Source organism: Mycobacterium innocens, from assembly GCF_900566055.1.
GTDB lineage: Bacteria > Actinomycetota > Actinomycetes > Mycobacteriales > Mycobacteriaceae > Mycobacterium > Mycobacterium innocens.
In genome coordinates this window covers 1-12,325 of the sequence record NZ_UPHQ01000004.1, presented here as the reverse complement: position 1 = coordinate 12,325, position 12,325 = coordinate 1, and the positions used below count along the sequence as shown (strand labels likewise).

12 protein-coding genes are annotated in these 12,325 nt (G+C 65.5%); 4 read left to right on the top strand and 8 right to left on the bottom strand.

The genetic code is table 11. From position 1 onward, the window contains the following. Positions 1-24: 24 nt before the first annotated feature. Positions 25-1,158: a PPE family protein gene (locus tag EET03_RS00180; protein ID WP_075540833.1), complete on the top strand. Its 1,134-nt coding sequence runs from the start codon at positions 25-27 to the stop codon at positions 1,156-1,158. A 44-nt stretch (positions 1,159-1,202) separates the two neighbouring features. On the opposite strand, the gene EET03_RS00175 is transcribed toward EET03_RS00180, so the two are convergent. Both EET03_RS00175 and EET03_RS00170 read right to left on the bottom strand, forming a co-directional pair. Beyond that, entirely contained in the window at positions 1,203-2,315 is a 1,113-nt protein-coding gene (locus EET03_RS00175; RefSeq protein ID WP_244232186.1) for a cation diffusion facilitator family transporter, read from the bottom strand. A gap of 187 nt (positions 2,316-2,502) precedes the next feature. Further along, the gene (locus EET03_RS00170; RefSeq protein WP_075540834.1) at positions 2,503-3,468 is read right to left on the bottom strand and encodes a glycosyltransferase family 2 protein; all 966 of its coding nucleotides are present in this window, start codon (positions 3,466-3,468) and stop codon (positions 2,503-2,505) included. Positions 3,469-3,951: 483 nt separating this feature from the next. Here EET03_RS00170 and EET03_RS29985 point away from each other — a divergent pair, with 483 nt between their 5' ends. Beyond that, on the top strand, positions 3,952-4,119 hold the full coding sequence (locus EET03_RS29985; RefSeq protein ID WP_167470562.1) for a hypothetical protein: 168 nt from the start codon (positions 3,952-3,954) through the stop codon (positions 4,117-4,119). Between the two features lie 28 nt (positions 4,120-4,147). Next, positions 4,148-5,299 (top strand): PPE family protein, encoded by a 1,152-nt coding sequence (locus EET03_RS00165; protein ID WP_075540835.1) that lies wholly within the window; start codon positions 4,148-4,150, stop codon positions 5,297-5,299. Between the two features lie 442 nt (positions 5,300-5,741). Here EET03_RS00165 and EET03_RS00160 read toward each other — a convergent pair whose 3' ends face one another. Both EET03_RS00160 and EET03_RS00155 read right to left on the bottom strand, forming a co-directional pair. Continuing rightward, positions 5,742-6,011, bottom strand: a complete 270-nt coding sequence (locus EET03_RS00160; protein ID WP_075540836.1) for a hypothetical protein — start codon at positions 6,009-6,011, stop codon at positions 5,742-5,744. A 138-nt stretch (positions 6,012-6,149) separates the two neighbouring features. Continuing rightward, on the bottom strand, positions 6,150-8,126 hold the full coding sequence (locus tag EET03_RS00155; protein WP_075540837.1) for a cytochrome c oxidase assembly protein: 1,977 nt from the start codon (positions 8,124-8,126) through the stop codon (positions 6,150-6,152). Positions 8,127-8,289: 163 nt separating this feature from the next. On the opposite strand from EET03_RS00155, the gene EET03_RS00150 reads away from it, so the two are divergent. Next, the gene (locus tag EET03_RS00150) at positions 8,290-8,928 is read left to right on the top strand and encodes a DUF5134 domain-containing protein (protein ID WP_075540838.1); all 639 of its coding nucleotides are present in this window, start codon (positions 8,290-8,292) and stop codon (positions 8,926-8,928) included. Between the two features lie 154 nt (positions 8,929-9,082). Here EET03_RS00150 and EET03_RS00145 read toward each other — a convergent pair whose 3' ends face one another. The 4 genes from EET03_RS00145 to EET03_RS00130 form a co-directional block, all read right to left on the bottom strand. Next, positions 9,083-9,880, bottom strand: a complete 798-nt coding sequence (locus EET03_RS00145) for a 5'-methylthioadenosine/adenosylhomocysteine nucleosidase (RefSeq protein ID WP_075540839.1) — start codon at positions 9,878-9,880, stop codon at positions 9,083-9,085. Between the two features lie 25 nt (positions 9,881-9,905). Further along, positions 9,906-10,775, bottom strand: a complete 870-nt coding sequence (locus EET03_RS00140; protein ID WP_075540840.1) for an SDR family oxidoreductase — start codon at positions 10,773-10,775, stop codon at positions 9,906-9,908. Between the two features lie 31 nt (positions 10,776-10,806). Then, positions 10,807-11,577, bottom strand: coding sequence for a DUF2127 domain-containing protein (locus tag EET03_RS00135; protein WP_075540841.1), 771 nt, complete (start codon positions 11,575-11,577; stop codon positions 10,807-10,809). 319 nt (positions 11,578-11,896) lie between these two features. Beyond that, positions 11,897-12,325 (bottom strand): group II intron maturase-specific domain-containing protein (locus tag EET03_RS00130; protein ID WP_279637558.1); only part of this gene is annotated, 429 nt, incomplete at its 5' end.

The window sequence follows — 12,325 nt, the reverse complement described above, 5'->3', positions numbered from 1 at the left end:
TGTCGAAGCTGTCGGCGGTTAGCCATGCTGGATTTCGCGGTATTGCCGCCGGAGATCAATTCGGGTCGGATGTACGCCGGCGGCGGCTCGGGGTCGTTGCGGGCCGCAGCCGCGGCGTGGGAGGTGCTGGCCGCCGACTTGTACGCGACGGCGGTCGAGTACCTGTCGGTGGTATCGGGACTGACCGAGGGACCATGGCGGGGTTCCGTATCGGCGTCCATGGCCGCGGCGGCGGCGCCGTATGTGTCCTGGCTTGCCACAACCGCGTCCCAGGCGCAGCACGCTGCGAGCCAGGCCAGGGCGGCCGCGCAAGCCTATGAGGTGGCGTTTCAGATGACCGTCCCGCCGGTGGAGGTGGCGGCCAATCGGACGGTGTTGGCCTCGCTCGTCGCGACCAATGCGCTGGGTCAAAACATCACGGCGATCGCGACCACCGAGGCGCAGTACGCCGAAATGTGGGCTCAGGACGCCGCCGCGATGTATGCGTATGCGGCCGCCTCCGCGGCCGCATCCCGGGTGGCGCCCTTCACCGACCCGCCGCCAACCACCAACGAAGCGGGATTGACCGCCCAGGCCGCTGCGGTGGCCAGGGCCGCCGAGTCGGACGCGCAGCTGACCACGCTGTCGCAACTGCTATCCCGGGTGCCCCAGGCCCTGCAGGAACTCGCATCACCGCGGTTCTCCATGGACCCGCCGGATTGGCTGGACTTCATATTTGTCACCGCTGTGCCGCTGATCCTGAGCTCGGTCAGTTCGTGTTTGGGGCTGACCCAGTCGCTGGCGTCGCTCTCGCTGGTGGCGGGATCGGCGGCGCAGGGCGCCGCCGGCGACGCGGTGTCGTTGGGTTCGGCGCTGGCGGGTGGGCTTGGTTCGGTGGCTGGCATGTCGTCGGCCGGTGCGGCGATGTCGGCGAGTTTGGGCCGAGCGGGATCGATCGGCGCGTTGTCGGTGCCGGCAAGCTGGGCCACGCTTCCCGCGGCCGGCTCTGCCGCCGCGGCGCTCCCCACCGGCTGGGGCGTGGTGCCCGAAAGCGCGGCAGGCGTGCCGGGGATGCCGGGGGTTCCGATCGCCGGGATGGCCGGCCAGGGCATGGGCGGTGCGGTACCGCGATACGGTTTTCGTCCCATGGTCGTGCCACGTCCGCCAGCGGCCGGATAGCGCACATCACACGGGCCAGCGCCCAGGCGGGGCAGGCGCTGTTGTCAGCGCCAAACGGAGCTCGTCTCGGTGGGCGGCTCGCTGCCATGGCGGTGCTGCTCTGCAGCGTTTGGGTGGTCCGCAGGATAGGCGTGGATCAGCGCCGTGGCGAGTTTGGGGACGGCGTGGATGAGATCGTGTTCGGCGTCGTGGGCAATGCGGTGCGCGTCAGTCAGGCTCAGGGTTGGATCGATGTCGAGTTCGGCGTCGGCGTGCAAGCGGTGGCCGATCCAGCGCATCCGCAGGCTGCGAACTGATCGAACCCCGGGCCGGGCGGCCAGGGCGGCTTCGGCGGTGTCGATGAGGGCCGGGTCCACGCCGTCCAGCAGGCGGTGGAACACGTCGCGCACCGCGGTGCGCAGCACAGCCAGAATGGCCACGGTGATCACCAGACCGATGATCGGGTCGGCCAGCGGGAAGCCCAGTGCGACAGCGCCGGCGGCAAAAAGGACGGCCAGGGAAGTGAAGCCGTCGGTGCGGGCGTGCAGGCCGTCGGCGACCAGGGCGGCTGAGCCGATGCGTCGGCCGACGCCGATCCGGTACAGCGCGACCCATTCGTTGCCGATGAATCCCATTAGCCCGGCCAGGGCAACCCAGCCGACGTTTTCGACGGGCTGGGGGTGGATGAGCCGCACGACGGTCTCGTAGCCGGCGATGATCGCCGACATCGTGATCATCGCTACCACGAATAGGCCGGCCAGATCCTCGACACGGCCGAAGCCGTAGGTGTAGCGGCGGGTGGCAGCCTTGGTGCTCAGTGCGAACGCGATCCACAACGGCACCGCGGTGAGCGCGTCGGAGAAGTTGTGGATGGTGTCGGCTGCCAGGGCAATCGACCCGGAGATGATCACGACGGCAACCTGGGCGATCGCGGTGATTCCCAGCACCAACAGGCTGATCTTGACCGCACGGATCCCGGCCGCACTGGATTCCAGCGCATTGTCGATACTGGCGGCAGCGTCGTGAGAGTGCGGGGCGAAGATCTCTCTGACCACGGCTTGCAACCCCTTGGGATGGTCGTGGCCGTGGTCGTCATCCGAGGGATTGTGGCCGCCATAAGTGGCTGCGGCACTGAAGGTTTCGGTGTGGTGCTCGCTCATTTCCGACGTGCCTTTCACGACGGAAGGTTGGCGGTGACGCCCCGAACGGTGCCGGCCCGCCCGCTCGGCGAAGCTCGTTGGCCAACGACTCGTCGTCGGCCAACATCCGGAACCTCGCGCGACACGCTTGGAGCCCACATATCTGCGTTCATGCGTAGATACTAAGCCACCGCACGAGGTGGTGCCATCGCTCGTTATCTCGTCGTCATTCGAACGAACCGACTGCCGCCCAAGCCCGCCGAGCCCGCCGAGCCCGCAGCCCAACGGCGATGGTGACGCGGCCACGCAGCCTTGACAACGTGAACCGATTGTTCTCGGCGTCATAAAAGAACCGCAGTGTTCGGACCGGGAAATATCCCAGCATGAGGACGGCAATCGTTATACGCGCCGAACGACTCTTGACGCCGTGCGCCTTTGTCGTCCTGGTATAACGCGTGGCATATCGAAAAAAGTCGAGCGGTGAGCATTCCACCCGGCGGCCAGACGCGCCCACCACCATCGTGGATTCGTATGCGATCTCGAAATTATTCTTGAACAGCGTCAGTGCAAGATCGATGTCTTCGTGGAGTTGGTCTTCCAGATCCAGCTGCGTGAGATGACGTACCGCCTGCCACGCCGAGGTCCGGATTGCCATGTTGGCGCCCAAGAGGAACCGTTGATCGGTTGCCGTGCGATGCAGCTTGCGACGGACCATGTGGTCGATCCTGAATATCGGCCCACGCAGCGGAATGTCGTAGTAGTGGACCGGGCCGGTGGCCGCGTCGATGTCGGAGTCTTGAAAACACCGGCGAATCGTCTCGACCCAGTCCGTGTCAACGATGGAATCGGCATCAATCCGGCCGATGATCCGACTGCGCGCATGGTCGAACCCACAGTTGCGCGTCGGCGCGATACCTAAATGCTCATTTTGGTTGAGCAGCCGTATGTCGATATGCGGGTTCTCTTCTTGATATCGGCGCACGATCGATACGGTGTTGTCACTCGACTTGTTATTGACAACGATTATCTCGTCCGGTGCCGACGTTTGGTCGAGGCATGCGTCAAGACATTTGCCGATAAAATGTTCTTCATTATGCGCAGGGACAACGATTGCTACGGACGGCTGCTGAGACATGGCCATGACCGCGCTAGTTCGCAATATCGCGCCGAGCCGGCCTGATGCCAACAGCATCAGCGGTGCAACGAACCTCGGCTAACGAATTGGGGTTCGACACATGTCGGTCCCGCGGGTCCCCAAAAACATCTTCGAGCCCACGCCGGTTATCGCCCGATAGCAGCATGAGTTAGATGTTATCATTTGATAACCGCAAGGCCAAGGCGTGTTTAGCAGCCGGCTCGCAGCCGCACATGGATGGCAGCCCCCGGGCGCTCGCCGAAGGCCACGCGAGGCCCACGGTTTGCCAATATCCGTCGATCAACAACCCTTGACACGCTGGGTATCGGCCGATAACTTAGAAATCAGTCGATAACCGCCGGGGGCATCGCTTGGCGCCGAAGCGTCAGCCACGGCACCCGTCGCAGCGGTTATCGGCATGCTCCGTCACGCCAACGCAGCCCGTGACGTAGCTCCCGCGGGCTTTCAGACCGCTTGATTGGCAACAACATTGATCACCCGCGGGACTGCTCGGGCTTCGCTGAACTGAGGAGGAAACGGATGTTCGTTGCGGCGCAACCGGCGATGGCGCCGACGTCGACGAGAACCCTTGCACGCGGTGGGCCCGGCGCAGCGCGATATCAGCTGGTCAATGCTTGGGCCGCGTTCGGGACCGGCTCCGGTTCGTACACCGCCGCTGCGGCCGCCGACGCGACGACAGCCCGCTAAGTCAGCCGATCTAGGACGAGGGCCACACATGATGGATTTCGCAGCACTGCCACCGGAGACAAACTCCGCCAGGATGTACGCCGGTCCGGGTGCGGGCTCGCTGCTGGCCGCCGCGGCGGCGTGGGAGTGTCTGGCCGCCGATCTGTACTCGCTGACCGCCTCATACCAGTCGGTGATCTCGGGGCTGACGGCGGGTTCCTGGCTGGGTCCGGCGTCGGTGTTGATGGCGGCCGCGGCAGCACCGTATGTCGCGTGGATGAACGCCACCGCGACCCAGGCCGAGCAGGCCGGCATCCAGGCCATGGCGGCGGTGACCGCGTTCAATGCGGTGTTCTCGATGACGGTGCCGCCACCGGTTATCGCGGAGAACCGGGCCATGCTCATGACACTGGTCACCACCGATATCTTCGGGCAAAACGCCGCGGCGATCGCGGCGACCGAAGCGGAGTACGCGGAGATGTGGGCCCGGGACGCCGCTGCGATGTATGGCTACGCGGCTGCCTCGGCGGCCGCGTCGACGTTGACGCCGTTCGAGGAGGCCCCGGAAACCACCCGCACCGATGGGCTGGCCAGGCAGCTCGCGCTGGTCGGGGAGGTCGAAGCCGCCGCCATCAGGCAGCTGATGTCCGAGGTGCCCCGGGCGCTACGAATGCTCAGCGAACCGGCACCGTGGAACTGGCTGGTGGAACTGTGGAGGGAGATCTCGCCGCACCTGGGCACCTTCAGAGACATCGTGTCAATAGGTCAGAACTGTGTTTCGGTGACCAACAACGCGCTTGCCATGACCCAGATGGGGGCCGCCATGTCCAGGGCGGTGCCCGCCGCGGTCAGCGAGGCTGCCGGCGCCGCGGCCAAGGCGATTGCGGGCGGGACGACAGCGCTGGGGTCGGCTTCCGGCGGGCTGGGCGGTTCGGGGTTAGCGGCCGGGTTGGGCCGGGCCGCTTCGGTGGGCTCGTTATCGGTACCGCAAAGCTGGGCCGCGGCCAATCACGCGATGAACCCGGCGGTTCGGGTGTTGCCGGCTACCAGCCTGGGCAGCGCTGCGCAAAGCGCGCCGGGACACATGCTGGGCGGGCTGCCGCTGGGGCCGACACCCTCCGGCGGTGGCAGCGGTGTCAACAGCGCGTTGCGGATCCCGCCGCGCGCCTATGTCATGCCGCGGATCCCGGCGGCGGGCTAGCACGGTGCTGATCTAGTGCCCTCGTTGTAGGGCGCAACTGCGGCTTTCCCATCAGCCACATCAATCTCCGCGGGTTCGGGGTGCCACTGTTTGCCCACCTGCTAGCGACACATTGGTTGCGCCCCTTGGCTTGTCGCTGATAGGCGGGCATATTGCCAACCGGATGGGCCTGGGGTCCGTGTGACGGATGTGATTTCTTGGTCCAGGACTCTTTGTAGCGCGGTGGCTAGAGGTCGATGCGAAGTCGCAGCACCGACATCTTTCACACCGATGTCAGGCCGAGCCGGTACCCGGTTTGCCCGCCAACCAGCCACACGCTAAGAGCTAAGGCGCACAACAGATCTGTCGCTGAAGCGATTGTGGGGCTGCGGCCGCGGTATGGGGAGATGGAAATCGCGTGCTGGTGCGGTTGGGTCGGTGGCTGATGACGCCGAGTGTGCGCTCACGGCGCCGACTGTGCGCTCACGGCGCCGACTGTGCCGTCAAGGCGGCCGATCATGGATGGTTCCGCCCCACGCACACAGTCAAAGCCGTCACCGCACACTCGATGCGGCGGCATGACACCCGATTCGGTGAGCACGTGCGACATCCCCCGAACGCCTGCCATCACAAGCGGTTTGAGTGAAAGAGCGTTATCGGCGTGCCAATAGCACAGCCAAAGTGTGCGTGGGCATCCAAAGCTGCGCACGAAGACATCGTTGACCAGCCGCATTCGTGGTCACCTTGAACTTTCGAGTGAGACGGGCAAATCCAACACCGCAAACCCGCGGATACTCGGGCGGCCGATGCGACGGGTCCGAAATGAATCCGACTGCCGCGGGACAGATCCAGCCCCAGGATCCGGCCCGCATCATCGGCGCATCCGGGACAGTTCGCGAAGCATCGCGTTGTAGGCATCCAGGTCGTCGTCGGCGTAGTTACTGTCCGCATGGCGGTCCTCACGGGCAGCGACACGCCGGTCCTGGCGCGCCCACTGCGCCACTAGCGCCACGATCACTATGATGATGGGCAGTTCCGTTGCACTCCAGGCGATTCCGCCGCCAAGATGTTGATCGGCGACAATACTCGGCAGCCAGGGCAGACCAACCGACCGGTAAAACCCGCTGCCGATCGCCGATGACGTGGTCATCAACGCGATGCCGAAGAAGGCGTGAAAGGGCATGACCGCGAACAGCAAACCGATCCGACCCGGGTAGGGAAGTCGGCGCGGTCCCGGGTCGATACCGATGATCGCCCAGTAGAAGAGGTATCCGACGATCAGGAAGTGGACGGCCATGAACTCGTGGCCCCAGTGGTAGCGCACCAGGATGTCGAACAGCGGTGTGAAATAAACGATGTAGGGCGAGGCCACAAAGAGGATGAACGCGGTGATCGGATGCGACAAGAATGCCGTCACCCGCGAATGCAGCAGCCAGGTCAACCACTCGCGTGGGCCGGGCGGCTGTCCGTCACCGGCGGCGGGCAATACCCGCAGCGCCAGAGTGACCGGGCCGCCCAACACCAGCAGCACCGGGACGAACATGTTCAGCGTCATGTGCTCGGCCATGTGGACGCTGAACATCGCCGACCCGTAGGCGCGCATGCCCGAGCTGCTGGTGAAAACCAGGACGACACAACCGATCAGCCATGCCATCAATCTGCCGACGGGCCAGGCGTTGCCGTTCGTCCGCAGGTGCACGTAAGCGACCACGTACCCGACGGCGAGCACCACGCCAAGAGTCCCGACCAGGCTGTCGAACCGCCACTCGGTGAGCAACGTGGCGACGTTCGGCGGCTGCGGCAGTTCGTACCCGAGAAAGACGTCCCACGCCGAGAACTGGTGGGTGACATACCGAGGCGCGGTCTGAATCGCCATCGCGGCCACCGCAGCCAGCACGGCCATCATGGCCACGGCGCCGGCGATACGGGCACCGCCGGATTCCGCGGGCCGGACGAACAAGCCCCAACAGTCCGATAACCACACCAGCGCTACCACCAGGCCGGCCGCAAGACCGAGGCGAGCAAAGTCCGAGTCGAACGACCAACCCGGGATCAGTAGATACAGCAGCACCGCTCCGTAGGACAGCGTCAACGCTCCGCAGACCACCTGCATCACCTGCACAGCCCGACCCGGCGGCGCGGTGGCCACTGCAGTGGCCGTCTTCAGCCCGGTCAGCGTGGCAAGGGCCCACGTGAAGACAATCGCGGCGCTGGTCGTGTAGTCATGGTCCGGCCCCTGCCCCGCGTTACCGGTGACCGCCGTCGCAACCGCGGCGATCACGGTCGGGATAAGCAACACGAAATGGCCGACCCATCGAGTGCTGAGCCGCAGCGTGACGGCGACCACCAGCGCGCCGATCGCCGCCACGATCCACCCCCGTGCGACCTCGGAGGCGCCGACGGCATCGAGCAGCGCTCCACCATCCAGCAGCTGCGACGGCGCCACACCGGCATCGTGGGCAGCCTGAATGATCACCATCACCACTGCAAGCCCCAGCCAGGCAACGGAAACACGCTCTGCCACAAGGTGAATCCGGAATGCCGCCGCATCGATCAAGCCGTCGTGCTCCGGGCGCGACGCGATGACGACGTACACCAGTGCACCCAGGCACACTGCCGTCGCCAACGACGCCAGAAAGTACCCCAGCGGCTCCGCAATACAAAGGAACCCACCGGGATACGGGTTACCCGCCGTGGCATAGCGGCGCGCTCCCGACGCCAGCCCGTAGCCAGCCAACACCCCCGAGATGCCGAGCAGACCAAGAAGCAGCCCGGCCACCGCCCCCGAGATCGACCGCGAGGCCGGCGCCGCCGACGGCGAACGGTCAGCGGTCGCGTCGGTCTGCACCCCACGAGCTTACGACCCGATGTCGCACCGGATGCCCGATGCCCGACCTTGGATTCGCCGGCCCCACCTAAGGGCCGCGGACCGCATATTCTTCGGAGGCCGTCGATACCGATCCTGAAAGTGACGTCATGACCTCCGGTGAATCCCGGCGATCGAGCTCCACATGGTCGATGAACTGCTGCTTCGTTGGCTATTGACCGGACTTTTCGTGCTGAGCGGCGCCACCTACGTCGTCGCGGCGATCGGCCAGCGGCGACGGTGGGTCTCCGTCGTCAGCAACGGGCTGCATCTGGTGATGGCGATCGCGATGGCGGTCATGATTTGGCCCTGGGGCATCCATGCGCCGACGACCGGACCCGCGGTCTTCTTTCTGCTGGCGGCCGGGTGGTTTGTCGCACTGACCGTGGTCTCGGCCAAGACGATCGCCCAGTGGGCGGCGGGCAGCTACCACGCATTCATGATGCTCGCCATGACATGGATGTACGTCGTGATGAACGGTCAGCTACTGCCCGGCAAGCCGGTCACTCCCAACCCGGCATCGACAGCCACCTCGATGCCGGGCATGGAGATGTCGGCGATGCCCATGCCGGCGGACAGCATCCAGCCGGAATGGGTTGCCTCCGTCACCTGGTTGTGGTTCTTGGTCTTCACGATCGCGGCGATCGTGTGGGCCGCCATCTCCCTGGCCGGGTGGCGGCGCGCTGCGACTGGCTGCCAGCGCGACGCCCTGGTGCAGACCGGCCGGATATCGATGGCTCTGGCAATGGCTATCGTTTTCGCCGTCCTGCCCTTTGGTGGTTGACCGGAGTACACCGGCAATCGTGGCGAGTCGGACAACTCCCATGGAACTTCTCGCGGCTCGCCGGCGACTACCTCCTTTGCGGGTATTGGTTACCAGGTTCGCGTGTGATCAAGGGCTTTTAGCTTTAGACCCACACCGCCTACTTCGTGGTGGGCTATGACATCCGGACCGGTGTGGGTGGCCAGATCGTGGAATGGCGGGTGAGCACCGGGAGCAATCGCAGCAGGATCCGGGCCGAGCCGTCGGCGACCTCGTTGACGAACCGGTTGAAATCCAGGCCGGAATCGCTGCCGGCAAGGTCGGAGAGCGCGCGAATGACCAGCCACGGGATGCCGAAGGATTCGCAGACCTGAGCCAGCGCACCGCCCTCCATTTCGATTGCGTGGCCGCCGAATTCGTGGTGCAGCCGGCCGCGGGTGCGCTCACAGTGCAGGTATTGATCGCCGGTCAGAACGGTGCCGAAGGTGATTCGCGGCGGCCGGTCGTGGTCACCTGCACCAATCGACAGAGGCGGCAGGGCGAACCCGTCCAGACGGGCCCGCACGCGCTCGATCAGCCCGGGGTTGGCCCGGTAGCCAAGCTGCTCGGTCGGTTTGATGAAGGGTATGTGTCCGGGTTGGTAGGGCTGCAGCTGCTCGTCCTCCACCAGGCCGAAATCGTGCTGGACCACCCGTTCGGCGATGACGACGTCGCCGATCTGCAGCTCCGCATCCAGCCCGCCGGCGACACCGGCGAAAACGATCGTGCGGCAACTGAATCGGTCGGCAAGCAGCGTCGCGACCAGACTTGTGTTGACTTTGCCCATGCCGGCTGCGGCCAAGACTACCGGGTGGTCGTCGAGCGCGCCGACGTCGAAGGTGACCTGGGCGATCTGGTGGCGTTCGGGCCCCCACATCAAACCCAGCAGGTAGGACAACTCCTGCGGGATCGCGCAGATGACCCCGATCGTCACGGCGAGCCCATCGGCGGTAGCCCGGTCACCGATCGCCGGCAGTCATCATGCGGGAACCGCGGCGGAACCGCACGAGGTACCCGGGCAGTCTTCGCACCGGCACCGGCTTCGGCCAGTCGTCGGCCCGGAAGTATGCGTCGGAACCGCCATCGACGAACACGACACTGCCGCAAAGGAAGTCGGCAGAGTCCGACAGCAGGAAGCAAATCCAGTCGGCCATGTGCGCGACGTCGCCGAATCCACCGATGGGAATAGGGAACGACCGAACGGCTTTGGCTTGCGTAGGGTCCGACAGCTGCTCCTGCAGTAACGGCGTCATGATGGCCCCGGGCGCAAGAGCATTCAGCCGGATACCCGAACCGGCCCATTCCGGCAGCACGGCATGGCGCCGAACCCAGCGGCTCACCGCGATTTTCGACGCCGCGTACAAGATCGAAGGCGCCCCTCTGCCGAACAACTTCACTGACCGCAACGCCCCATCGGCGTCATTCTCCAGCAGTGCTCGCACGGTTCGCCGGGGAACCGCTGGAACCGTCGTCGTCGAGTTGCTTGCGATAACGACCACCTTCGCACGTTCGACGGCGGCCAATGCGGGCCGCCACGCGTGCAACAACTCGACCACGCCCAGGTAATTGACCTGCGCGATCCGCCGCAGCCGGTCCCGCCCCGGGCCTGGCCCCAAGCCCGCAGCCAGCACGGCACCGTCGAGCCTGCCGCCCGAGGCCGCCACGACCCCGTCCGCGGCCTGGGCACGTCCCTGGGGTGTCGACAAGTCGGCGATGACGTCGGCGTCTTTGAGGTCGACGCCGATCACCGTGTGGCCGTGATCCCGAAGCCGGGCCGCGGCGGCGCGGCCCATCCCGGATGCCGCTCCGGTGATTGCGTAGGTGCCCATTGCGATCTCCGATCCTGCTCGGGCGGCGCCATCAGGCTGTCATGGCTGCGCGTTCCAGGTCGAGCAACTGCTCGCCGTGCCGTTCTTCCTCATATGCCTGGCGGCCACCGCGCAGGCCGAACAACCGCTTCGAGATCAACAGGTACAGCACCGCAGCCATATTGATGGTGAAGGTCACCACCCGGGTCATGGTGATGCCCTTGGTCAGGTCATGGATCTCCAACGGCAGGAATAGCGAAGTGGCCACCACCGCGAAGTATTCGCCCCAACGCTTCAGCAGCCATAGGCCCACGCCCTCGACCACCTGCAAGGCCGCATAGGCGGCCAGCATGAACGTGATCAGCGTCAGCGTGGATGGCTTTGCGGCCAGCGCCTTCTCCAGTTCGTGTATCGCCGACATTTGATCGACCTTGAACCCGGCCGCGCGAAAGACCGGAAGGTCGCGATCGAGGGTGGCTTGAATGGCTCCACGTGCCCCGCGAAACTCCCACACCGCCCACGCGGCGAGACCGAGCACCATGGCCCGAAACAGTCGCTCGACCGCGAGCACCCGGATGATGATGGCCTGACGTAACGCCTTGCCCCGCATGATCAGTGGTGCGTCTTCGGGACCACCGCGTCCATGCGGCTCACCGAGGGTGAAGTCGCCGCAGCGAAGACAGCGCCATACGTCACCGAGCTCGGTGGTGGCGCTCAGCCGGTCTGCGAGTGCCTCGTCGTCGGGCGCATAGGTGGCGTGCCCGCTGACGGCACACGCAAGCAGCTCCCACCGGTTCACGCCACGAGTTTCGTGCTTGGCCACGAGCCGATCATTCAGTGCGGGTGGCGAGCCACGCAAGACGGCGCGCACACCTGCCGCCAGTTCCGGTCAGAACCTCAACGAGCTGCGCGGACGCTGGACGTCCGGACTCCCCGCGTCGAGGAGGCCGGCCAGTTCGCCGGCACCGCCCTCGGCGAGACGCGGTCCCATGACAGCGGCCGTGTCGGTGTGCGACACACGAGGGCGCAGCACGATCGAGCACGTCTAGCTTGCCGGGTGGCCCCGGGGGGTCTCACCCCGGGGCTCCCACAGAACGGAGCGTGACAGTCTCCCATCACTCCGCTCTTCTCATCTAGTCCGTTTAGAACTCGGTCATCCACGCCCAGTGGGCGAACATGCCTGGTTGACGTTGCACCAGGTCTTTCCACCATCGCTGGGCCCTTTTGAATGACCTGAGCCGTTTGAACCTCCGTCGCGCCCATCGCACCAGGTAGGTGTTGATGCGTCGCAGCAGGGCGAAGACCTCGGTCCGGTAGAAGTGGCCGTAGTAGTTCATCCAGCCGCGAACGACCGGGTTGATCCACCGTGCCAGCCCCGCCAGATCGGTCGTGGTGCGTAGATGCAGCCGCCAGGATCGGATAACCGCGCCCATGCTTTTGACAGCGTCGGCGCTGGCCGCGGGCAGAAACGCCGAGAACATGCTCGACTGGTCCCGCGTCGGGGCCTTCCTGGCCCGAAACGTGTACCCCAGAAACGTAAACGAGGTGTTCTCGCAATCGAGACGCCTGTT

Coding starts and splice junctions, on each gene's coding strand:
- EET03_RS00180 (WP_075540833.1), top strand. CDS start 25: ATGCTGGATTTCGCGGTATTGCCGCCGGAGATCAATTCGGGTCGGATG.
- EET03_RS00170 (WP_075540834.1), bottom strand. CDS start 3,468: ATGCTGTTGGCATCAGGCCGGCTCGGCGCGATATTGCGAACTAGCGCG.
- EET03_RS29985 (WP_167470562.1), top strand. CDS start 3,952: ATGTTCGTTGCGGCGCAACCGGCGATGGCGCCGACGTCGACGAGAACC.
- EET03_RS00165 (WP_075540835.1), top strand. CDS start 4,148: ATGATGGATTTCGCAGCACTGCCACCGGAGACAAACTCCGCCAGGATG.
- EET03_RS00160 (WP_075540836.1), bottom strand. CDS start 6,011: ATGCGGCTGGTCAACGATGTCTTCGTGCGCAGCTTTGGATGCCCACGC.
- EET03_RS00150 (WP_075540838.1), top strand. CDS start 8,290: ATGGTCGATGAACTGCTGCTTCGTTGGCTATTGACCGGACTTTTCGTG.
- EET03_RS00140 (WP_075540840.1), bottom strand. CDS start 10,775: ATGGGCACCTACGCAATCACCGGAGCGGCATCCGGGATGGGCCGCGCC.